Below are 24043 nucleotides of genomic sequence, written 5' to 3'. Positions count from 1 at the left end.
TAATCGCTATAGTTAGTAGACTGTAAAAATAAAAATAGGCGCATTAAGCGCCTATTTTTTTGCCCATGAACTAGGTTTACCTTAACGCTCGCTCAACGCCGATGGTACAATTGAGCGAGCAATTTTTCTAGCCGTAACCTCTGAGGGCAAAGGCCTAATTGACCTTACGCTCGAAGGTTTCTGCGGTACATCAAAATGTAGCTCCATCTCAGCAAAGCTATCGATAACGTTCTGAGTGATTAAAACCACCCCTTTTTCGCTCACTGAAAATCCGAAGTGTTTGGCAATATTAACGTCGTCAATCGCTAAGTTAACGGGAATAGTCACGCCTTTATCTACGATAACATTTTTTAATTTAGCGCCAGCCTCGATAGTCACATCAGGCAGCAATACACAGCCTTGAAGTGAGGCGCCATCACCAACTGTGCAATTGGATGACAAAACAGTGTGGTGTATTCGGCAATTGTTCAATTGGCAACCCGTGCCAATGAGTATTTGATTAAGATCGCACTGGCCTTTTTGAGCCCCGCCCCGTATTTGGGTTGGCGCGCTAGACAAGGCACTTCCCCAGATAGGCCAAGCCGGATCGGCTAAATTCAACATGTCGCTGTTGTTTAGCAAATCCATATGGGCACGCCAATAGCTATCGATAGTGCCTACATCGCGCCAATAAGGAATCTGGCAACCATCGGCACCTCTGAAGCGATGCGCAAACACTTTGTGGTGTTCAATAATATTGGGAATAACGTTTTTGCCAAAGTCATGGTCTGATTCTAACGCTTTAGCGTCTGCTTTAAGTAGCCGATATAGCACTTCAGCATTCACTACATAATTGCCCATTGAAGCTAAACAATATTCTGGAGCATCTAATAATGGGTGTGGTTTACTTGGTTTTTCATCGAAAGCGGTTACTTGCCCTTTACTATCAGCACTTAATACACCTAACTGATTTGCAGCATTCTTAGTAGGTACTTCTATACAAGATACTGTCATTTCAGCGCCGTTTTTCACATGTTCAGCAAGCAGTTTTCGGTAATCCATTTGATAGACGTGATCACCCGATAAGATCATCACATATTTAGGCGCTCGGGCTTTAATGTATTCAATATTCTGAAAGCAGGCGTCGGCAGTGCCTTGATACCAGCTTTCTGACTGTTGCTGGGAAGCGGGAAGAATATCTAGTCGCCCCCCAAAACTGTTATTCAACGTGCCCCAATGCTGCATTAAATGCCGAATTAAACACTGAGACTTATATTGGGTGAGTACTGCAATTCGGTTAAGGCCGGAGTTGACACAGTTTGAAAGGGGAAAATCGATGATTCGACAATGACTGCCAAACTCTAGTACAGGTTTAGCCCGGGTTTCAGTAAGTGCTTTTAACCGTGAGCCCTGCCCACCAGCTAGCACTAACACCATCGTACTTTCTATTATTTGCTGTAAATCAATCTCTGCATTCATAACTGGCTCCGGCTAGGGTAATACCTAAATCGATGATGATTAAACTGCAATCACAATTTAATTTATCTATTGAAGGAAAATTGCCGACATTGAATTCAAAAAAATTCTACAACATGCCTTTCGCGTTAAGGCTAAGTAAACAAGGAATTTTCGTTAAGCGTATTGATCCGCATCAATACGATTGACGATGCGCGTCTATGAAGGCTTATACTCATTATAACGCCAGGCTATATCGCATTTTCATCTGGCATCTATCTGGCTTTCATTTAGCGTGTATTGGCTTGAATGAAACAAACCAACTCCCCTTATTCTTAATTGTAGTCACCATTGCTTAAGCTAAACAGCTTGTGCTAGTTTTAATCATTACATGCTTATAATTCAAACAAATAAGGAAAGGGAATGAGAGCAGTTTGTACGCTTGTTTTAGTATTGGTGAGTTTGCAGTGTATGGCCAAGGATGTCATGGATATGCAGGCAAGGAGTGAGTTGGTTGATGAAATACTAACGCAACGATTCGAGCAGGTTTTACCCGGTCTTATGCAGCGTACTAATATTGATATGTGGGTAATCATGTCGCGGGAATACAATGAAGACCCCGTCATTAAAACCATGCTGCCATCAACGTGGCTATCTGCCCGCAGGCATACCATGTTAGTCATTTATAACCATGGGGAAGGAAAACCTCTAGAGCGTTTAGCGGTAGCTCGCTATGCCGTTGCCGACTTATTTGAAAAAGCATGGGATAAAGAAGCCCAGCCAAATCAGTGGAAAGCACTTGCTGAAGTTATCGAAGCGCGCAACCCCAAACAGATTGCAGTAAATGTTTCAGATGCGTTCGCTCTGGCAGATGGTATGAGTAGCACCGAAAACAGCAAGTTCATGGCGGCCCTTTCGCCTAAATTTAAAACCCGTGTGGTATCAGGTGAAAAACTTGCCATTGCTTGGCTAGAAACTCGTGGTAAGCTTGAAATGCAACACTACCCTACCCTGACTCAAATTGGCCACAAACTTATTGCAACGGCTTTTTCAAATGAAGTTATAACCCCAGGAATCACCACCACTGACGATGTTATATGGTGGCTGCGTGATCAAAGCAAGGCATTAGGGTTAGAAAACTGGTTTCATCCTTCAGTGTCTATTCAACGTGCCGACAATGAAAAATTTGATCAAATAAAAGCGTTTAGTAAGCGCGCCGGTGAAAATACTATTCAGCCAGGAGACCTTATCCATGTTGATTTTGGCATTACTTACCTGCGCTTAAACACCGACCAACAACAGCATGCATACGTGTTAAAACCTGGTGAAACCGCGCCGCCCGAGAGCATTGTAAAAGCGTTCGCGGCAGGTAACCGTTTGCAAGATATCCTTACCAACAATTTTAAGGTGGGACGCACCGGCAATGAGATTTTAAAAATGTCTCGAGAACAAGCCATAGAAGAAGGTCTAACACCCGCTATTTATACTCACCCCCTTGGGCTTCATGGTCACGCTGCTGGGCCAACCATTGGTATGTGGGATGCCCAAGAAGGCGTTCCTGTACAGGGCGACTACCCCATGTACCCAAACACCGTATATTCCATTGAACTCAATGCTGCCACTCACATTCCTGAATGGGGTAAAGATATTCGCATTATGTTAGAGGAAGATGCGTTTTTCGATGGTGAAAAAGTAGAGTACCTCGACGGCAGGCAAAAAGTACTCCATCTCATTTCTTCCTCAAAACTTTAATACACAGACTATCGCGCGCTTATTAATGTATTTTAAGCGCGCACACTGCTAACCAAAAAAATTTCGAAAGTGTTTTGATTGTTCCGTCCTCACTTTAGCACCGCTCACATGATTTATTTACCGCTTATATAAAAAAGCTCATACGCCATTTTCTTATACGTAAGCTGGCTCTACTTACTTAAGAGGAAATAAAATGAAATCATATTTACACGTAACCATCGCAACCGTGCTTGCCAGCAGCCTTTTTTTTAATTGCTATGCAGCTAATCATCAATCACTTAATAATGAGGCTAAGCCAAAAAGCATGAGTAGCGCCGTTAATTCAGACGCATCTTCTTCAACAGTTTCCCTAAACAATGAAGGCATTAGTCGCGAAAAATTTGTAGGCCATTGGCAAGGAAAACTTAGTGTCAGCGAACACCAAAGCATTGAATTTGTGTTTAACATCGAGAACTCAGAAAATGGCTTGGTAGCCACTTTAGATGTTCCAGCTCAAAACCAGTTTGACCTTCAATTCGACAGTGTTTCGCAGATAGGAAATGGTATTACGTTAGTATTAAATGCCGCAGGTATACACTACGAAGGTACGTTGGAAAAAAACGCAATAAAAGGCGTTTACCAACAAGGTAGTTTTAGCGCGCCCGTTGATTTGGTCAAAACCCAAGACAAGGTTACTCGCCAAGCTAAACCGCAAGATCCCAGTCTAACACCTCAGTATACGGTAGAAGAGGTTAACTTTTTAAATGACAGAGATGGCCATACGTTGGCTGGTACATTGTTTATACCCGACCAGCCTTTTACTCATACCGCTATTATTTTATCGGGCTCAGGGCCAACCCAACGAGACGGTGATATTGTTGGCCACAAGCTATACGCTGTGCTAGCTGATTTACTGACTAAAAAAGGTATTGCAGTATTAAGATTCGACGACAGAGGCGTGGGTGAATCGGGCGGAGAGTACGCTACCGCCACCAGCAAAGACTTTGCGAATGATGCCAATGCCGCGTTACGCTTTTTGAAGCATCATGACTCGGTAGCTTCAAGTAAAGTAGGTTATATCGGCCATAGCGAAGGCAGCCTCATTGCCGCTATCGCATTGGCAAATAACAAGAACGCCTCTGCCGACTTTTACATCTCACTTGCTGGACCGAGCACTACAGGGGGGGAGATATTAATTGATCAATCTTACTTAATCCAAAAGATGCGAGGAATGGCCAGTAGTGAACTTGAAAAAGACGATAAACTGCAACGTAAGCTGATAAGTGCGATATCACAAGATGATTCAAAAGAAGATATTAGAGCACTGATGTCAGCTTCGGGTGTTCCCGCGTCTCAGCAAGAAGCACAACTGTCTCAGCTAACATCTGAGTGGATGCAATATTTCATTAAAACCGACCCTAAGGATTACCTTAAAAAGTTATCCCTTCCGGTATTTGCAGTGCATGGTGCGAAAGACTTACAAGTTCCTGTTAGTCAAAACCTTGATGGCTTTATACAATCTATTGATAAACAATGGCTAACTTATAAAATTTACCCTAACCTAAACCACTTATTACAACCTGCAGACCAAGGTTTACCTGAAGAGTATGCTGCGATTAGCACCACTTTGTCTCCCGAAGTCGTCGAGGACATAAGCCTTTGGCTAGAACAACAATGAAGCAAAACTTAACCTTTTGGCTGTTCCAAATTGGTATTTGGGGCAGCTTAACCTTGTTCAACTTATTAGCACGTGGTTACTTTACCCATTACAAATTGGGTGAGCTGGTGAACTCCCTGAGTCTATTTGTTGCGCTTCTTGCAGCCAGTGGTTTTCTTAAAACGTTTTATCGAGATCAAGTTTCAGCTTCCATACCCAAAGGCGTTGGGCAAGCAGTATTGGGCAGTGCAGCGGCGTCGTGTATCGCTATATTTATCGTTGGCTTAGTGTTACTTCCCAATCAACAGTATTTATTTGGTGAAGTGGGCAGCTTACCGCTTCTCCAATTGGTAGCATCCTTCCCTACTATTTTCATTTTTTTGTTGTGTTGGTCAGCGGTTTACTTACTTCTAAAACGTCAAAAATCGTTGAAACTAGCCTATCGACGTGAAGCCGAATTACGCCAAGCGTTAGCGTCAAGCCAGATGGACTTGTTGATTAATCAGCTTAATCCCCACTTTATGTTCAACGTCATTAACAATATTCGAGCACTTATTTTAGAAGACACTAATAAGGCCAGAGATAGCTTAGCGCAACTGTCGGAAGTACTTAGAACCACACTGCAAACGAAACAAGACAAAGTATGGTCATTACCACAAGAGATTGACCTCACAAAAAGCTTCATTCAATTGAACAAACTTCAATTTGAACGTCGTTTACGCGTTGAGTGGAACGTATCTGGCCCTACTGAAAAGTGGCAAGTGCCTTGTTTAGCACTTCAGCTATTAGTTGAGAACGCCATAAAACACGGTATTAGTGCGCTGATATCTGGAGGCACAATTACCATTAACATTTTGGCCGATGACGAATTATCAATCGTTGTGATTAATCCAGGTAATTTAACGCCTTTAGAAGGCTCAACAAGTCTAGGTATAACCAATATTAAACAGCGTCTGAATTTACTCTATGCCGATAGCGCGCACTTTTCTTTGACGGAAAATCAAAATCAAGTCACGGCAAAAATTGTTATCAAGGAAGGTCCATGACATCAGTAACGCAAACCAGAAGTTATAATGCGATGATTGTAGAAGATTCTCGTTTAGGCCGCGTAGAGCTAAAATCTCAACTTGCGCAAATACCCAATATTTCACTGGTGGCCGAAGCAGAAAATTTAGTCCAAGCTAGGGATGCTTTAGCCCAGCATCAAATAGACGTTATTTTTCTAGATATAAATTTACCCGACGGAAACGGGTTTGATTTACTGACTGAATTGCTGCCCGCTCCAAAGGTTATTTTCACTACCGCCTTTGAACAGTACGCTTTGGATGCATTTGACAATAACGCGGTGGATTATTTACTAAAACCTATTACACAAACAAGGCTTGCACAAGCCTGTGAAAAGTTAACCCTTAGTTTAGCACTCGAAGAAACCACGCCCTCAAAGACTGCCCCCATGACAATGGAAGAGCGTTTTTTTGTTAAAGACGGCACCCAATGTTGGCTAATTCCATTATCTAACGTGGAACGTTTCGAAGCCATGGGCAATTACACTTGCGTTCACTTTGAAGGCAAACACCCTATGTTAAACAAAACATTGGCTCAAATTGAAAAGCGCCTTCCCGACCGCCATTTTTTTCGCGTAAGCAGAAGTTACATTGTGCAATTAGACAAAGTAGCAACCGTTCAACCATGCAGTTCTGGTGCGCTTGAGCTATCAATGGAAAGCGGCGCAAAAGTGGAAGTTTCGCGCAGACAAACCAGCTTATTTAAAGGCCGATTTGCCCTCTAACATCCACTTTGCTCAGATTGCTATTCGTGTTCTGCGTCCACTTTATTGGCTGGGCTCTTTTCCTCTGATTCTAATGCTTTAATATCCGCAATTAAATAATCGACAGACGCGCTATTTAGCCCGTTATAAATGCCTCGAATATGCCGATTCTGGTCTATTAACAGCAGACTTTCAGTATGCAAAAAGTCTTCTGTGTTTTGCAAATTACCCAAGTCATCACTGGCAAAATATGCGCTTTTCGCTAGAGAGTAGATAGCGTCTCGCTCTCCGGTTGCCAGATACCATTTATTACTCACAATGCCGTTTTTATCTGCATAGGCCTTTAGCAATTCGACCGTATCGGTATGGGGCCTAATCGAGTGCTGAAGAATTTTTACGTTATCGTCGTCAATAAACGCTTCTTGCACCTTTGCTAACTTAGAGCGGATCATGGGGCAGATTCCCGGACACGTGCTAAAGAAAAAGCCAGCCACGTAAACTTTATTATCGAAGTCTTTTTCGCTGACCTCTTCACCATCTTGATTGGTAAAACTAAAAGGGGGTATTTGGTGAAAACCATCAAGCGCTTCACTACCGCTTTCAATCCAGTGCGGGGTAAATTCTTTACTGTTGTAATAAGGTAATTGGTAGGGTAAATCATCCGCGCCGTAGGCTGTAGTTGCCGTTATTACACTGGTACTGCCTAGCAACACCAGTGCACTAGAAACTAAGACTTGCTTGATTTTGGTAGTAATCAACAGAGATAACTTCATCTTCAAGCCCCACACAGTTGTTTGCTTTTCTAAGCCCATAAATCCGCCCATTTTTGTATTCGAAATTTGAATATAAGGTGCCGTTTTTACGCCACGCTTGTTGTAAGCCCGTTGGCTGGCCTGCGTGGTAGTTAAATTTCTTGAACTTGGCACCACTTCTATACCAACGCCAGCCCTCACCCTCGACTTTGCCGTTTACGTAAACAAAATCCGAGCGAAGGTTGCCGTTTAGCCACCACGTCTTTACTCTGCCTTCTCGTTCTCCAGAGACATAGTTAGCTTGGTAACCCAAGATGCCGTTTGAAAACCACTTTTTTGCCATGCCTGCACGGCGCCCGGCAACGAATTCATCTTCTGTAGCAAGCGCACCGGTTGAGTGATAGCTCACCACTTTCCCAGTAAAAGGCCTTTTTTTGTAAATCCTAACACCTTGCTTATTTAGCGATATATCGCTTTCATACACCACCACTTGCGGTCTATCGTTAAACGCTATCGACGCATGGGTTGCTGTAAGCCAGAGCGCACAGAACACCAATACCTTGTAGGTTGATGGATTAGTTAATGTCACTCGGCGTACCTTGAAAGTTACCTGGGAAAATAAGGTAATAATCGCCATTTAGGTATTGTTCGGAAGAAATGTGATAGTGATATTCAGCATCTTCTTCTGAACCACCGGTATAAAGAGTTATTGATGTATGCCCGTTCGACTCATCCAAATCAGTCGGGTAGCCTACGGTTGAATAGCAACGTCTTCCAAAGATGAAAAAACCATCTGCCATAATACCAACCAGCGAATCATCATCGTAAGAGATAGCTTGAGGCTCTAAATGGTAATGGTAAGTTTGAGGCCCCGTGTGCGCACCATTGCGATCAAACCCCTGTATGACGCCTAGCGATACATCTCCCGTTCCTTCTGAATCATTGAAGATGGGCGCGCCGCTTAAAGCAATACCTATTGCACCTAACGGCGTAGCAGATGAAGTGGCAGCTATTTCTGGTGATACAGGCACAGTTAAGTCGTAATCGTTAATGTAATCTTCAATGTCGCCAGGGGAACGTTGTTGGTTAAATAAGGTTTCATCTTCAGGTTCAACGTATAAGCCGCTAGCATTGCCTGAATCCCAGTATGACGATGTGTGATCAGGTTTGCCTGCCGACTCTAGTGACACTGTGCATCCATCTTCAGACAACACAATAGTGACATTAGGCGCAGCAACAAACTCTAGATAAGCGCTTGAAAGCTCGGTCATGGGTGAGTCGCACGTTGTAGTACTCGAATCACTGCCGCTCCCCGTGTCTGCTCCGGTTCCCGTATCAACACTGGTGTCGTTGGTTGCGGTTTCATCGGTAGATGCCCCCCCGCCGCATGCTGCTAATACCGACAGAAGGCTTACACAAAATAATGCACGTAGTGCGTAGTGGCTTTTCGACATAGTGATTCTCTCTATTGGTATTTACTGCAGCAATATTCATAGGTTTATACACGGTGCAAACAAACGTAAGGATCGTGAATAGTCAGTAAATTAGCACAGTGCTTACGTGCACAATGTGCATATTCAGTGGAGATTATTGATGGGAGGACGGATAGGTAACTGGATACAAAAGTACAGGTGTCAAAACGAATAACGCGGTGTTAAGGGTAAGTGGTATTAATTATTTTTAGGCTAAGATAATGGGTTGGATTGTTTATATTTAAAAGAGGGAATATTGTTCGAGTGAAGATTATCGCTGGGAGTTTTTTCAAGGGAATTTTTTCGAGGGATATTTTCTAACACCAGCAAGCGTGGTGATTAAAATAAGTTACTGGCCCACCCAGTTGCCGAGTGGGCCATGAAACTGTAAACAAACGTTAAATCAGTGAGACTGTACTATTCAGAGAATGGACGTACAACAACTGATTCTGTGCTGTATGCACGGGCAAATACTGACATTTCTTTGTGGTTACAAATAATGGTTTCGCCTTCTAAGCCGTGCTTAGCAAGTGCTTCTTCTGCACCAATTGAAACTGCATCTAGACATGCTTTTGAAGCGATATCTTCGTTCTTAGCAACAAGGGCGATGCCTTTAGCTTCACTAGGCGTTTTTTTGCTGTATAAATCAGCAAACTTTCTTAAGCTTACATCGTTACAAAGCAATGATGCACTGAAAGATTCAACGTTTAATCCATTATCACGAATTAAGCGTTTTGCTGCTCTGTAGCCTTCTGTCGCGGCTGTGTAGCAAGCTTGCGTTTCAATGTTTTGATTAACTGGGTTTAAACGAACGTCTTGAGCAAAAGCATTTAAAGACGCTACTGAAGAGATAAGAGCAATGGCTAAAGTTGACAGTTTCATAATGTAATTCCTATTGTGTAACAAAATTAGATTTTTCTTAAGCAACGAGTACATTATGACCAAAAATTACGTAAAATAAAGCTAATTTCGTAATTAAATTACAGAAAATGACAAAAAACCGTACTTTTCACACCAACCCTGTAATTTTTTTACAAATTTTAACCTTTTTAACAATCGATGTTACAAAATGCGAATATATGTAACCTATATTATTGTTATCTAATATTGGATACGGCTATATTCAGTAGCCTGAAGGTGCCTATTTGAAGCAACCGACGTGCTTAAACTGTTTTTACGAACTAGACGAAATAGTACGAGAGTGATGGTAGGTATTTATAAAACGTTATTAGAAAGGCAATGAGGCACTAGATACAAAAATGCCCACCGACTTAGTGCGGCAGGCATCAATAATTAAGTCAATAGCTGCAACTGGTTTTGCACTTTCACGACTACGTGATTAAATCGTGCATCCAGTTTAATGAAGGAAGTTTTCGGTCTTGCTGGTAGAACAAACGATTTAGCCTACCTAACAGGTTAACCGGTCTGGATGGATCGTGAGATTTAACCCTATGGGAACTTTCATTAAGCATAAACTCCCAAGGTTGTAGGTTCATATCATCAATTTCGTCCTGTTGAACACCTAAGCTTTTAAGCGTTGACAAAATACGTTCTGTTTTGCTTTCTACCACTGGCAAAATGGTACTGCCGTATAAATCAGTTAAAGGCGCATTAATCGCTGCCAGTGTGTGATTGATTGCCGACCACACCATGTCGTGGTCAAACTCCCAGTCACGTGGCGCGTAATAGCCTTCTATTTCCCACTCTAGCTCTGCATTGCTGGCCGCAATACTGCTTTCAGCTTCTGGCGAGAACGACAAATCAGGTCGCGCACCAATATTGTAGGCATCTACACTCATAGCCACACAAATCACCAAATCGCCACATATTTCTTTGTTTTGGTACAAGGCTTCGAATGCCGCTCGCTTAACGCCCATCCAGCCGTGCACTTTCGAAGGTTGCTCTACAAAATGACGTACATCGTTAGGTAGGTCTTCGCCATAAAGGTCAATTAACAATGGTAACGGATTTTGCTCTGGTGCCTCATCCGGCATCCATACTTCATATTCTTGGCGGTTATCTGCTTTTCCGCGGCTTTTAATACCGTAAGATAAATTTACGGGTCGGCAGATACTACGATCTTCATCAACTTTATGAAAATATTCAGATCGCATTCGTTTAATAAATGGCGCATCTAAGCCCGCTAAAGCTGCGGTAGGATAGCGATAACCAATCTCGCTATTTTCAACCATCGTAAGTGTAGGTATGGCTTTTTCAAGCTTACTCTTTACCCCGCTAAGATGCTCTACGTTAGGCAATACTATACTGCGCTCCGGCTCAATGGTAAGCCGGCGTCCGTCTTCTGCAACAAACTTGGGGGTTTTGTGAAATTCGTACTGAGAAAGGCCTAAGCCCTGCACTGCGATGTTGCGATAACGCGATAATTCACTGAACAGTGCAGTGTGATTTCGTATATGTTTAAACAGGGGGCGGTTTGACTTCATACTACTTATTCCATGTCACGTATTTAAGTTGGAAAATCTGTGCGTATCTATGCAAACGTTTATCAGCAATTCAAATTACAGTGTGCCACAAAGATAGCATCAGGCAAGCACCTCCGTGCTCGTACCTCTTTCCTCACTTATTTATATTTAAAAATTCATACCAGACTTCAGCGCCAGCCTTATCGTACTCTTCTACTTTTGCGCGAAAAGCTTTGCGAAGGTCAACATTAACCAAAGGCGCTGGCAGCAGCGGGTCGAACACTAATCGTTTTAGGGCGTTATCGCCGACGATATAATATTCCTTTGCTGCATCATCTAGTGACAGGCCTTCTATACGCTTGCGCGACCGCGCGAGTTCAATTAACCCTTCTTCGTAACTAGCTTCAAGATTTTTGGTCTGCCACAACCCTGCTGCCTTTTTTTCCGTCGCGTCAGCAAAGTGAGATGCGTTGAACACCACAGCACTCTTATCTAATCCCAGTCGGAACAAGCGCTCTCGCGTTGTTCCTACCGTATCATTAAAGTTGTTAGGCCTGACATAAAAGTCTGCAGAGAGCTTTTTTAAGCCCATTAATTTAAGCGCCCTGTCTTGTGCCCGTGTGGCCTTACGATCACTTTTTGCTAATGCGGTGGTTAGCACGGTAAGCCAATCACCACGCCATTCACATAATCTAGATTCTGCGGTATGCCAGCTACTGATCTCGCCAGCAAATTGCTCGCCCTCTTTACCTAATTGGTAATAACCACGCTCCACCAGCTTAAGCAGTTTTGCCGATTGTAAGCGAGTCAGGGTAACGCGAATGTTATTTTCCGACATGCCAAACAAGGCGCCTACCCTAACCGCGCTGGCTGCATCCATTTTTATACCGGGGCGTGAACCAAGTAGCTTCATCAACAAGTGGCGGGCTACGGGTTTACCGGTAGGTTTTTCGGGTGACATATTGCTTTACCAATCTATTAGTAATTAAAACGACATCGAGTGAGCACTTTACCTAAATGTCATGCATTTACAAAGTATATCCTTTTTCCGCTTTCTTACTGGGCATAAGCTTTTGAAAATAAGCACTTGATAATAAGCACTTGATAATAAGCGCTTGAAAAAAGCTCTTAAAAACAAACACTCAATCAGCTATCGAAATTGGAAAGTCATAAAACCAATAATTACAACATTTGACACAAAAAGACAAAACTAGTAATGTTTAATAAATTTTCAAGGCGAGTTTATTATGTCTGCACCTACGTTGTTCGATACCCATGTTGTTGAGAATCAGCCACTTCCCTTACCCGCTTATAACTTGTGGCAGGACGACCCACTACTTAAGTGCGCTGTAATGGCTAATGTAACGTCGCCAAACGCTGACGTAGCATTACAGCTAGATGTATTTGGGCAAGTCGCTGGCTTTGAATTAATGGAACACGGCGAACTTGCCAATAAAAACAAGCCAGAGTTTCATCCTTTCGATCGGTATGGTCGCAGAATTGATGATGTAGCGTTTCATCCTAGCTACCACGCGCTGATGAGTGCAGCCATGAAGGGTAATGTACACAATTATTCTTGGCAGCATGAAAGTCAGCAAGGCGCGCATGTCATAAGAGCCGCGTTAATTTTCATGCAATATCAAGCTGACGCGGGCACAACTTGCCCTCTTACCATGACCCACGCCGCCATTCCGGCACTACGACAAGCCAAAGGCTTACCAGATTATTGGGTGAATAAAGTTGTTCATGGGCAGTACGATGACCGCACCTTGTCAGCAGAACACAAGCATGGTCTGTCCATTGGTATGGGAATGACCGAAAAACAAGGTGGCTCCGACGTTCGCCGCAACACAACCACTGCTACAAAACAAGAAGATGGTAGTTACCGTATTGTAGGGCACAAGTTCTTCTTTTCTGCTCCCATGTGTGACGGGCACTTAATTCTTGCGCAAACTGGCGCTGGCCTAGGGTGCTTTTTATTACCAAGAGTTATGCCTGATGGCACCTTAAACGAAGTACGCATTCAACGGTTGAAAGACAAATTGGGAGACTGGAGCAATGCCTCATCAGAAGTGGAGTTTCAAGGCGCTACTGCGTATTTGATAGGTGAAGAAGGTCGAGGCGTACGGGTGATTATCGACATGGTGTCTCTTACTCGCCTTGATTGTATGATTGGCTCGTCGGCTTCTATGAGACAAGCGTTAGTGCAAGCCCTTCACCATGTCAGCAACCGTGAGGCTTTCGGTGACACGCTTATCAATCAGCCTTTAATGCAAAATGTCATCGCCGATCTTACGCTTGAATGTTCGGCGTCACTGGCTCTTACCATGCGGGTCGCTCGCGCCGTTGATGCCAGTAAAACCAATCCGAAAGAAGCTGCACTGGCTCGTATCGCAACGGCGATTGGTAAATACTGGATATGTAAGCGAACCCCAGCATTTATTAACGAAGCCCAAGAGTGCTTGGGGGGCATTGGCTATGTGGAAGAGAATATTTTGCCTAGGCTTTATCGCCAAGCGCCGCTTAATTCAATTTGGGAAGGCAGTGGTAACGTACAATGCTTAGATGTACTTCGCGCATTGCACAAAGAGCCAGAATCTAAAGCGGCGCTTTTTGATTTATTACATAGCGCAAAAGGGAAAAATGCCTTTTACGATAACCACCTGCAAAGCCTTTTAGACGCTTTCGAAGATACCGCTACCCTAGAAATTCGCAGCCGTTTAATTACAGAGCATACTGCTCTTGCCATGCAAGGTGCCTTGCTTCTAAATGGAAGCGATAGCGTAATGGCGAACACTTTTTGCGAAGCAAGGTTAGGCAAACAGCAAGGCTTAGCGTATGGAACACTGCCTGCTAACACACCTTTTTTAGATATTATTAAAAAAGGAATGCTTAGCAGTAGCAAAGATTAAAACGGGTTAGTACTGAAACCCTGTTCACTTAAGCGGGCATGGGCTGTCATTGCAGATAAGTCCATCTCAACGCCCTCTATTAACATATCTCTTTGCACATCATTCGCTGCAGATGATTGGCCGCACACGATTACACGCACACCTTTACCCATAAGTGCACGCAATAAACCTAAGTTGCCGTTATCTTCACCTTTTTTCTTTTGATAGGCTGCGTTATTAATCACATCAAGCGTTGCTGAGCCGTGAACCACTAACGCGAGTTGAATATTTTCAAGCTTAGCGCCATTGGCCACGTGCATATTTATAAAACGGGCAAGCGAATCAAATTTGCGGTTTACCTTTCCTGCATCAGCCCCTTTAGCCACATCGAAGGCGACTTTAAATTGTTGCTGAGGCGACACACTCACGCCTGGCACAGGTGCATGCTTGCCATAGTTATTGAATACAGGACCTGCTGCAAAATCATCACTACCCGCATGGGCAGATAATGGCGTCGATAAAGCAGATACTACAACAAATGTTGAGGCTAAAAGGGGTAATGATTTCATGCATACTCCACGTTATTAATCAGAGATAAAAAAACGCCCTACTCACCAAATGAATAGGGCGCGTTTTCAATTCAGTGTAACTATTTACTCGCTGTTTTCAAACTAGCAGCATAGTCTTGAGCCTGTTGAAGCACTCTTAATGCATTACCACTCCATATATCTGCTAAGTCTTCTTCGGTATAGCCCTCTTCCAACAATCGCTGTGTGATCATGGGCAGATTAACCACATCCATCATATCGTCTACACCGCCGCCGCCATCCCAGTCAGCGCCAATTCCTACATGCTTAGGCCCTACCACCGCTAACGCATGTAAAAAGTGTTTCATGTAAACATCAAAAGACGCTTTAACCGCGGGATGCTCATGCTCAATTTCCCTGCGCTTTTCTAACAAATCCGTGTGATCAGCACCTTGTTTAACCATGGCCATTAACCCCTTGTAAGCTTCTTTTCGCTCGGGATTTTCAGGCAGTGCAGTAAGGTAGTCGCTGTAAGCATTCATTTGAATGACACCGCCAGATTCCGCAAGTTGCTTCAGTAAGTCGTCGTCAATGTTTCGCGGGTGATCGTAAATGGCTTTCACACCTGTATGAGACAAGATGATGGGTGTCTTAGACAATTTAATCATGTCCTTAACCGTGTCATCATGCGCATGTGACCCATCTAACACAATGCCTAATCTGTTCGCTTCGCTGACAAAGGATTCACCTAGCGGCGAAAGTCCACCCCACTTCACTCCCTCTGGGTCGGTAGAGCTATCGCCAAGCTGGTTATTTTTGAAATGTACTGGCCCTGCCATACGTAGCCCAAACTTATAAAACGTCTCAAGTAGGCTCATATCTGTGCCTAAGGGATACGAATTTTCCATACTCATATAAACTATATGTTTACCGGTTTTCTTTATTTCACTCGCATCTTCAGGATCTAAGGCCAACGCAAACGTTTCTGGGTGCTTGGTAACCATAGTGCGTACTGCAAGGGCACGCAGTAAAGCGGTATCTCGGCTTTGCTGATAGCCTTCAGTAGTTAGCGGTCCTTGCGGTGTGTAAAGTACCCAAAAGCCACCGTCTAACGCTCCTTCTTGCATACGCGGTACATCAACTTGCGAAAAGTCGTGGCCATAAGTATGCCTTTCCATAATATCAAACCCAGGCCTTACCAAATGCGCAGGCGTATCAAGGTGGGTGTCCAAGGTCACTAGCTTTCGCTGAATAGCTTCCGCTTCTTCTAACGTCACAGCGTCGGCTGCCTGTGTTATGGAACTCGTCATAGCGGTTCCTAGCCCTAAGGCGACCACTACCCCAACCATTGTTTTGTTTAACTGATTTAGTTTTGTTTTCGTTGTCATGTTAGAAAGCCACCGTTAATGATGCCTGCACGTTACGAGGGCTCAAAGGGCGATAGAAAGCCGATCCTACAAACGCAAACGACAACACTTCTTTGTCGAAAAGGTTATCTACGTTTAACCGTAAGCTCACATTTTCAGGCATACCGAAGGGGTTCACACCACCTAAATCCACATAGGCACTTACTGTGGTGTAGCTATCCATTTCGTAGGTCTCAGCATAGTCGGTAAAACGACTGCTGGTATATTTCGCCGACACATTTGCTACTATCCATTCTGTTGGCTCATAGGTAATGCCACCTGTCATCACCCAATCTGGGCTATCAGCTAAGGCGCTGCCTTCGGGGTTACTACCAAAACCGTCTACTAAGCTGGCATTTTTGTACGAGATATTAGCGTTCATATATAACTGTTTTTTGAACACTTCAGGCTGATAAACACCTGACAATTCAAATCCGTAGGCTTCTGAAGCGCCGCCATTAATATAAAAGCTCTCAGGCTGACCAGTCGCAGGATTTAATACGTTACTGGCAAACAGACGATTATCAAAGCGGGTATAGAATAACGCTAATGCCGCGTTAAAGTTTTCTTTGTTGGTACGGTAACCTAATTCAAGGTTATCGGCTTCTTCACCTTCAGGAGTATCGGGTTCAAAGCTAACCGCATTGTCATAAATGTCATCTGTACCATTAGGTAGTGCGTAGTTCTTCGAGTAAGAAGCAAATACTTGGTCAGTGTCATTTAGGGTATATACCGCACCTATTGAAGGTAAGAAATGGTTACTAAATTTGCCGCCCACAGACTGGGGACCATAACCCGCTTCACCATCAATTTCATAATCGTCATAATCACGATACCCATCTAGGGAATAATCAACACTTAAAGATTTAATACCCAATTCAAGTTTTAAGTTATCATCCATTAAGCTAAGGGTGTCTTTTACGTAGAGCTGCGTGGTTTCACGCACAGAGGTGTAATCGCGGCGATAATAGGCCACTTCATCCCAAATTACGCCGCCATCTGCACTGCCACCGGTTTTATTCAAACGCTGCTGCGTACGATGGTAGGTATCTTTTTCTTGCCAGGCACCAAATTGTATATCGTGGGCATCAAGCTGTAGGCTAAAATCAGCTACAAAACCTTTTCTATCTCCACCTACCGATGATAAGCCATACTGCACGCCACGCGGGTGCACTACATCTAGTCCTGCTGCTGCCTGATCTTCGTAAATACTTAAGGTGTTACTGTAAGAATCGGGAGAAACACCATAACCATCTTTGTCTTCAAAATAATAAGTACCGGTAAACAACAAGTTATCTAGCAGGTAGGTTTCAAGCTGGGCAGAATAGAGTTTATCGTCACGAACGTTTACGCGATCTTCGTAGTAACTTGTACAATTACTACCGGTAAACACAGGGGTAAAATCGCTTTCATCCGCTACCCCATCTTGGTTGAAATCGTAAACACCCGTTAATGGGGTAATACAGCCTTCAGGAATAGCGTCTAGGTAGCTGTAGTAATAGTTATCATCGAAGGTGGCTTCTGTAGCAGAGGGTGAGTCGTAATCAAAAAAGTCATTCGCTACATAACTGACAGTAAATTTAGTCTCATCACTGAAGGCGTAGACAGCTTTACCTTCAATGTGCTCTCTATCGATGGTACCGGGCCCCCTCCATAAATCGCTGTCAGTTTTTGAGCGGCTGACATAGGCTTTGAAACCATTAATGTCACCGGTTTCCAGTTTAACGAAAGTACGGTTTAAATCATCATCGCCAATGGTATAAGACATCATGCCACCAGCTTCATCAGACGGGTCTACAGAATAATAAGACGCAATAGGTCCTAGTGAAGAGTAGCTAGGTGCAGAGACATCACCCGCGCCAGGAGATGCCACTACAGACGCTAAGTTTTCATTATCGACATATCTGAATATAGGGCTTCCGCCGAACGCGTCTGAGCGTCCCATTGGCACGCCATTCAGTACAAAGCCCATTTGGCTTAAATTGAATGCACGCACATTCACAGAGTTACCAAACTCATATAACCCCAATGCACCGTCCGTTTGCACATTAAATCCAGGTAAACTTTCTAACATTTTAAGCCCAGAGATACCGCCTGGGGCCGATAGCAAGGCTTCGCGCGTAACAGCAAGCGTATTGGTCACTTCTCCGGTACCAATTGCTACCTCGGTAGTAGAGATACGACGACCTACTACTTGAATTTTTTCTTCTTCAGCTTCAGCACTGGCGGTGTCACTTTCTTGTGCATACGCAGGGCTAACGGCAAACATTGCCGCAATAGATACACTTAATAGTGTGGGACGAAACGGTGTATTTGTTTTTATCATGAGTGTGTTTCCTGCTGTGACTGCAACTACGTACCAACTCGGAGGAAAACCAAGCTAGAGTTCAGTCAACACATCACAATAAACATACCAACAACGTTAGACTTTAGTATACAGCAGACCTAATATTTACCCAGTACAGGGTATATCTAGCTTTGACAACTCATCTGATGAGTTCAGTGGTAATCATTTTTTAATATAACCAAGCACTAGTGCACTGATTACAAATGAGCAATGCACCAAGAGATTGCTAACATCAATATTCGGTGCACCACAAAAGTGACAAAATCATACGAAAACTTAAAAGACTCTTTAATTTTCAACAGTTAAGCTGCATTCCCATAGCAGGGTTTACGCTATTATTCAAAGCCACCTTACCGTAAAAAATAGACTTAACTGGCTATTCTTTTTTGCCAATCTTTATATTGGTACTAGCAGAAAAAGTGGAAAATTTTTGCACATATTCACTTTGAATTTAATGAAAATAGCGCGATTTATAGTTTTAAAGAGAGAGACAACAGGCCACTAGATACGATGTGCCGTAGCATAAAAGCACACGATGGAATGGGAAAAAGCATTTAATACAGACAAGGTCTTCATGTAACTCCTTTGAGTTAAGGGTTTAACACTGAAGACCTTGCATTAGAAATGTGTGTTTAAATTTACCTTCTTCAGCTTCAATGTTTAAAGGCATCTGCGTCCAAGTCTGTTTAAAACTTTTAATTTACGCCAGTTTAGCGTTAAAAAATGCAATGGTTCTAGACCACGCTAATTCCGCATTATCTTTGTCAAACCGCCCCGTGGAATCATTATGAAAGCCATGGTTCGCGTTTTTGTACATGTGCATCTCATACTGTACGTTATTCGCTTTTAAATCTTCTTCGTATTCAGGCCAGCTCGCATTTACCCGCTCATCTAATTCACCGAGCTGTATCAGTAACGGCGCTTCTATATTTTTACGCAGCTCCTTTGCAGCAGGCGTACCATAAAAAGGCACACCTGCATCAATGAGATCACTGTCTACGGCGGCTAAATAATTCACCATATAACCACCAAAACAAAAACCCACGGCACCTAGTTTTCCGTTAGACATTTCATGCGCTTTAATAAATTCAGCAGCGGCTACAAAATCTTGTTCTATTTTTGAGCGTTCGAGAGTTCGTTGCATAGCGCGACCTTCATCGTCATTGCCAGGGTAGCCCCCTAATGGAAATAATGCATCGGGAGCAAACGCGATAAAACCTGCCTTGGCAAGTCTTCTTGCTACATCTTTAACGTAAGGGTTTAGCCCACGATTTTCATGTACTACCAAGACAACTGGCGCTTTCTTTTGCATGGTTTCATTCTGTGTTAAGGCATTCGGCACGACTAAGTAACCTTTACCTTCTCCGTGCCCTTTCGGGGAGGAAAATGTTTCATAGGTTGCGGTTATATCAGGGTCGTTAAAGGATATTTGTTCAGCTAGAGCGTAGTTTGGTAATAATGCAGAAGTTAAAAATGACATGGAATACCCAAGGGCAACTAGTCCGGTTAGCTTGGTCATGAATGTACGTCTGTCCATTCCACCGTGGGCATAAGCGTCGTACCAGTCAAAGGCTTCTTTTGGAATAGCGGTGTTTTTCTGCTGAAGGCTCATAGTAAATCCTTAATAATACAAAGTGGAAGGGCTGGCAAAGTGAATGTTTAGTTAATAACTAAATGCGTATGGGTGTCCAGAATATTATCCAATTTATTATGAGAATAGGCGTACTTTTGCGTCGTACCGCATTTATGGCAACAATAGTCTTAAATTCCGTGTAAATCGGTTTTATTATTATCTAGAAAGCGCTAATTTTACGGCATTATCATCATTCCGATACGCCATTGTGATGTATCACAACATGAGACTTGTATGACAACGTTAAAAGAACAAACCGAAGCGAAGGTTGAAGCCGGCCGGAAAGGCAACCCTGATTTCATGAAAGGGGTAGATGCAGAAATAGCCAAAGCCAAGTCGTTTCAACAAGGTAGCAATGCGTTAGCTATTGGCGATAAAGCACCTGAATTCACGCTACCTGATGCAAAGGCAAGTACAGTCTCACTTTCAGCGCTTCTAGAACAAGGGCCTGTTGTAGTCACTTTTTATCGCGGGAGTTGGTGCCCCTACTGTAATTTACAGCTTCGAGCTCTTCAATCAAGATTAGACGATATTAAACAACTTGGGGCAACGCTAGTGGCTATAAGCCCGCAGATGCCCGATGATTCGCTCAGCGAAGATGAAATAAGTAAGATGGATTTTATCGTATTATCAGATCAAAATGCCAACGTGGCAGGTCAATATGGTGTTGCATGGGAAGTGCCCGAGTTTTTAATTGAACATATGAAAAACGACAGGCAACTCAACCTTGAAGCTATCAACAATGGCAATGGCAACATTCTGCCTATTCCGGCAACCTTTGTACTCAATCAACGCGGCAACGTCACATGGCGCTATGTGGATGTAGATTATCGAACGCGTTCAGAGCCTCAAGATATTGTTGATGCACTAAAAATGATTTAAGCCTATTTTGTCGTTACTTTTACACCTCCATGTAGAAATTATTAAGCGTGGGCCAGTATATTCAAAATAGAGCCTTGTATAGAGCAAAAGAACGAGACTTTACTGTCCTGCGCTGCAACAACACATGATGTAAAGGAAGCTCATTCGTTTACTGCACATATAGGAAACGGCGGAAAATAGAGGAAAAACTTGGCCTGTAGTGGACAATTAAAATGGATTTTTCAATACCATACTTGCTGAGTTTTCGGGCGTAAATAGCGGTGCGTTAAACGCGGTACAGCCTTCATTAGGAAAAGGGGTAATTGGCACTGAAATTGCCTCTTTAGGGTTATCCTCTCAGACAACTATTTTTTGACGGTAATGGACGTAACGTACAACAAACCCTCTTTGTTTGATTATATTAATAATTCCTCCACATCAAGTGGGACAATGGAAGCGCTATCGGAAAAGTCGAAACAGAATAGTCAATTAGGGCTAACTTATGCCACCTTAAATGCAGGATTAGACGAAGGAAAAATTGACGCCACACTGAATAAAATAGACAGTGGCGAATTGTCTTTAGATTCAGGGATCCTGTCTAATTACCTTGAATTTAATCAACAGAAACTGGCATCTCAACTTAGTAGCCTTGCAAAAAACTTAGGGGTTGAGAACGAAACAAGTTTTCTTGTTGATGAAGAAGGCTTATCAATAATCGAGCCTAGTGATAAAAATCAACGGCTTACACGTTACATTGAAAAAGACGACAACCTTCGAGAGCTAATTAGCCAAACATCAAAATTGTCACAGTTAGTTGAATGGGAAGACGCCAAAACCCAAGCTGCTATTTTAACTGAAACTGGTGTAGTTGAAGAAAAAGTGCAGCATTTTTTGCTTCAATCCCGAGAAGTTGTCAACAACACGAATACGTTCACATTCTCCCAAGACGGTTTTGGCTTTAGCTCTGACGGCCACACGAAGCGCATTATTGAGAGCACAAGTGAGGACACGGGCGATAATAGTAACCAATAGCTAGGCCAGTATGCGGGTTGTGCTCTATAGTTGCGCGCAATCCAAGCGCGTTTTAAACCAAAGACAAAAAAGAAAAGATGGCATTCGCCATCTTTCGTAAATAGTATGAATGCATTGGCAATTAAACTTGGTGACCGCCCACCGCCAAAGAATTAATATTTTACGTTTGCTAGGTCTGTAATATCGACCTGAGTCTTAAATTTACCACCTGTTAAAATATTATTCATCGTGTCTGGTTCTTCTGCATGATCTTGCACAAACGCTAAAATATTTTGATCATTACAGGTTACGCTCTCGGCAATATAACTTTTACTCAAACCAGAATCTTTAATTGATTTGTGAAGTTGAATTTTGCTGCCTTGCGCTGCAACAACACATAATTTAGAAGTAATTGAATCGTCTGCTGCAAATAATGAGTCTGCTGCACTTGCCATGCCGATAGTTGATAAAGAAAGCGTAATTGTAGCTAATGTTTTAGTGAAAGTATTCATCATTGTTATCCTTTAGGTTAAGTCGAAGTAAGTTTTGCAACCTAAATGCCAAAACAACAAAAAACCTATTAATCAACAAGATAAACAAAAACAATGCCGAAAAATGTTAATTTCTTGATATTTAAAATACGTAAATTTAGTTATTTTGACCAAAATTTAGCGTCAATATTAATTCCATAACTTTTATTTTCAAGAAAGATTCATATCGATAATATCTTTATCAAAACGATAATTCACTTTATAAAAAATTCGGCCATTAATAACCCTTAATAAAATGTGCTTTAATTATAAATTAAAAGATAATAATTAAGACTAAAAATTTAATTTTTAATACAAAAATTAATCATGATCTCATTAGTTATTTGATTAGTATTTTTAAAGGGGAATCACCCGCATTGAAAATCACTTACGGAGATTAATTACATGTTAACACGAAGGAGTTTCATAAAAGCTGGTGCAGGAGCAGGTGCGGCGCTAAGTCTTGGTTCTATAATGAGTTCAACAGCTGCGGCACAAGAACTTAAACTAAAGACATCTGTCGGGCCTTTAATGCCTACCCTTGGGGAAATCGACAAAGGCGCTAGTCTACCCACTAACGCCATGTCAAACACCAAACACTATCGGCCCAAATATCGAATGGGTTTAGGTGGCCTGGCAGCCGGTAATGGCTTTAATACTATTTCCAGCGATGAAGAAATTTTACAAATGCTCAATGCCGCATGGGATTCTGGAATACGCCATTATGATACATCGCCTTTTTACGGTTTGAGTTTGAGCGAAAGACGCTACGGCGATTTATTACGAAATAAAGAACGTGATGAATATGTACTTTCGTCGAAAGTAGGTAGGCTGTTAACCGCGTCATCGAAGCCTTTAGAGAATAGTTGGCATTGGGCCGATCACTCACCTTTCCACTATCGATACGATTATACGGCATCAGGCACACGTCGTTCTATTGAAGACTCATTACAACGTATCGGCGTTTCATCTCTTGATATTGTGTACATTCATGACTTATCACCTCAAAACAGTGATATGGGTGAGGATTGGGTGCACTACTTTGACCAAGCCGCCAAAGGGGCAATTCCAGAGTTAGCGAAGATGCGTGATGAAGGCATCATTAAAGGCTGGGGATTTGGTATTAACACTCCTCATGCGGCATACAAAGCCCTTGAAATGTCAGATCCAGACATATTTTTGTTAGCTTTACAGTATTCCATATTGGATCATACTGAAGCCTTAGAGAAGACCTTTCCGCTACTCGATAAGCGCGACATGTCTGTGGTGGTAGGCGCGCCATTAAACGGAGGTTTTTTAGCCGGCAGAAATAGATTTAACTATTCAAGCAAGATCCCAAACGCAATGTCGCAAAAGTTTGATGCTATTAGTACTGTTGCCACAAAGCACGGTATTGATATGAAAACCGCTGCACTTCAGTTTGCTGAAGCCCCGGAGACAGTCTCTGCCATCATTCCTGGCGCTCGCACAATGGAACAAGTTACCGCGAACATCAAAGCGATGAAAGTGAAAATTCCAAGCGAATTTTGGCGTGAATTGAAGTCTAAAAACCTTATTGCGCAGAACGCACCTGTGCCTAGTTAAGTTTGTCTTAGTAACA

General features: G+C 42.8%; 20 protein-coding genes. 8 read left to right on the top strand and 12 right to left on the bottom strand.

Going from position 1 to position 24043, the window contains the following annotated elements; translation table 11 throughout:
• Window positions 1-81: 81 nt before the first annotated feature.
• Window positions 82-1458: a glucose-1-phosphate adenylyltransferase gene (gene glgC, locus R1T43_RS06500; protein WP_317354146.1), complete on the bottom strand. Its 1377-nt coding sequence runs from the start codon at window positions 1456-1458 to the stop codon at window positions 82-84.
• Between the two features lie 447 nt (window positions 1459-1905).
• On the opposite strand from glgC, the gene R1T43_RS06495 reads away from it, so the two are divergent.
• From R1T43_RS06495 to R1T43_RS06480, 4 genes are all read left to right on the top strand, one after another.
• Complete coding sequence (locus R1T43_RS06495) at window positions 1906-3186, top strand: M24 family metallopeptidase (RefSeq protein WP_410549013.1); 1281 nt, start codon at window positions 1906-1908, stop codon at window positions 3184-3186.
• Window positions 3187-3379: 193 nt separating this feature from the next.
• Window positions 3380-4843 carry an alpha/beta hydrolase family protein gene (locus R1T43_RS06490; protein WP_317354142.1) on the top strand — a complete coding sequence of 488 codons (1464 nt, stop codon included), beginning with the start codon at window positions 3380-3382 and terminating at the stop codon, window positions 4841-4843.
• Window positions 4840-5868 carry a sensor histidine kinase gene (locus R1T43_RS06485; protein WP_317354139.1) on the top strand — a complete coding sequence of 343 codons (1029 nt, stop codon included), beginning with the start codon at window positions 4840-4842 and terminating at the stop codon, window positions 5866-5868. The genes R1T43_RS06490 and R1T43_RS06485 overlap by 4 nt, the downstream gene beginning before the upstream one ends.
• The gene (locus tag R1T43_RS06480; RefSeq protein WP_317354136.1) at window positions 5865-6611 is read left to right on the top strand and encodes a LytTR family DNA-binding domain-containing protein; all 747 of its coding nucleotides are present in this window, start codon (window positions 5865-5867) and stop codon (window positions 6609-6611) included. The genes R1T43_RS06485 and R1T43_RS06480 overlap by 4 nt, the downstream gene beginning before the upstream one ends.
• 20 nt (window positions 6612-6631) lie before the next feature.
• Here R1T43_RS06480 and R1T43_RS06475 read toward each other — a convergent pair whose 3' ends face one another.
• From R1T43_RS06475 to R1T43_RS06450, 6 genes are all read right to left on the bottom strand, one after another.
• Window positions 6632-7363 carry an SCO family protein gene (locus R1T43_RS06475; protein ID WP_317354133.1) on the bottom strand — a complete coding sequence of 244 codons (732 nt, stop codon included), beginning with the start codon at window positions 7361-7363 and terminating at the stop codon, window positions 6632-6634.
• Window positions 7311-7931 carry a toxin-antitoxin system YwqK family antitoxin gene (locus tag R1T43_RS06470; RefSeq protein ID WP_317354130.1) on the bottom strand — a complete coding sequence of 207 codons (621 nt, stop codon included), beginning with the start codon at window positions 7929-7931 and terminating at the stop codon, window positions 7311-7313. Before R1T43_RS06470 ends, R1T43_RS06475 begins: the two co-directional genes overlap by 53 nt.
• On the bottom strand, window positions 7918-8796 hold the full coding sequence (locus R1T43_RS06465; protein WP_317354128.1) for a YHYH protein: 879 nt from the start codon (window positions 8794-8796) through the stop codon (window positions 7918-7920). The genes R1T43_RS06470 and R1T43_RS06465 overlap by 14 nt, the downstream gene beginning before the upstream one ends.
• Window positions 8797-9231: 435 nt before the next feature.
• Window positions 9232-9696, bottom strand: coding sequence for a DUF3718 domain-containing protein (locus tag R1T43_RS06460; protein WP_211070446.1), 465 nt, complete (start codon window positions 9694-9696; stop codon window positions 9232-9234).
• Between the two features lie 449 nt (window positions 9697-10145).
• On the bottom strand, window positions 10146-11258 hold the full coding sequence (locus tag R1T43_RS06455; protein ID WP_317354125.1) for a hypothetical protein: 1113 nt from the start codon (window positions 11256-11258) through the stop codon (window positions 10146-10148).
• A 133-nt stretch (window positions 11259-11391) separates the two neighbouring features.
• On the bottom strand, window positions 11392-12198 hold the full coding sequence (locus R1T43_RS06450; RefSeq protein ID WP_317354123.1) for a PaaX family transcriptional regulator: 807 nt from the start codon (window positions 12196-12198) through the stop codon (window positions 11392-11394).
• A gap of 286 nt (window positions 12199-12484) precedes the next feature.
• Here R1T43_RS06450 and R1T43_RS06445 point away from each other — a divergent pair, with 286 nt between their 5' ends.
• Window positions 12485-14149, top strand: coding sequence for an isovaleryl-CoA dehydrogenase (locus tag R1T43_RS06445; RefSeq protein ID WP_317354120.1), 1665 nt, complete (start codon window positions 12485-12487; stop codon window positions 14147-14149).
• Here the strand turns inward: R1T43_RS06445 and R1T43_RS06440 are convergent.
• The 4 genes from R1T43_RS06440 to R1T43_RS06425 form a co-directional block, all read right to left on the bottom strand.
• Window positions 14146-14697, bottom strand: coding sequence for a DsrE family protein (locus R1T43_RS06440; RefSeq protein WP_247670676.1), 552 nt, complete (start codon window positions 14695-14697; stop codon window positions 14146-14148). The genes R1T43_RS06445 and R1T43_RS06440 overlap by 4 nt on opposite strands.
• An 80-nt stretch (window positions 14698-14777) precedes the next feature.
• Window positions 14778-16004 (bottom strand): dipeptidase, encoded by a 1227-nt coding sequence (locus R1T43_RS06435; RefSeq protein ID WP_410549012.1) that lies wholly within the window; start codon window positions 16002-16004, stop codon window positions 14778-14780.
• 40 nt (window positions 16005-16044) lie between these two features.
• Entirely contained in the window at window positions 16045-18387 is a 2343-nt protein-coding gene (locus R1T43_RS06430; RefSeq protein WP_317354117.1) for a TonB-dependent receptor, read from the bottom strand.
• 721 nt (window positions 18388-19108) lie between these two features.
• On the bottom strand, window positions 19109-20020 hold the full coding sequence (locus R1T43_RS06425; protein WP_317354115.1) for a dienelactone hydrolase family protein: 912 nt from the start codon (window positions 20018-20020) through the stop codon (window positions 19109-19111).
• Between the two features lie 255 nt (window positions 20021-20275).
• Between R1T43_RS06425 and R1T43_RS06420 the strand changes: the two genes are divergently transcribed.
• Window positions 20276-20923, top strand: coding sequence for a peroxiredoxin-like family protein (locus R1T43_RS06420; RefSeq protein WP_317354112.1), 648 nt, complete (start codon window positions 20276-20278; stop codon window positions 20921-20923).
• 429 nt (window positions 20924-21352) lie between these two features.
• A complete protein-coding gene (locus tag R1T43_RS06415) occupies window positions 21353-21934 on the top strand; it encodes a hypothetical protein (RefSeq protein ID WP_317354109.1) in 582 nt (193 codons plus the stop codon).
• A gap of 152 nt (window positions 21935-22086) precedes the next feature.
• Here R1T43_RS06415 and R1T43_RS06410 read toward each other — a convergent pair whose 3' ends face one another.
• Window positions 22087-22428, bottom strand: a complete 342-nt coding sequence (locus tag R1T43_RS06410) for a DUF3718 domain-containing protein (RefSeq protein ID WP_317354106.1) — start codon at window positions 22426-22428, stop codon at window positions 22087-22089.
• 489 nt (window positions 22429-22917) lie between these two features.
• On the opposite strand from R1T43_RS06410, the gene R1T43_RS06405 reads away from it, so the two are divergent.
• Window positions 22918-24027 (top strand): aldo/keto reductase, encoded by a 1110-nt coding sequence (locus R1T43_RS06405; protein WP_410549002.1) that lies wholly within the window; start codon window positions 22918-22920, stop codon window positions 24025-24027.
• The last annotated feature ends 16 nt before the right edge of the window (window positions 24028-24043 follow it).

It is taken from the genome of Alteromonas sp. CI.11.F.A3 (assembly GCF_032925565.1).
GTDB lineage: Bacteria > Pseudomonadota > Gammaproteobacteria > Enterobacterales > Alteromonadaceae > Alteromonas.
The sequence above is the reverse complement of the archived record's forward strand: the minus strand, read 5'-3'. Positions and strand labels throughout refer to the sequence as shown.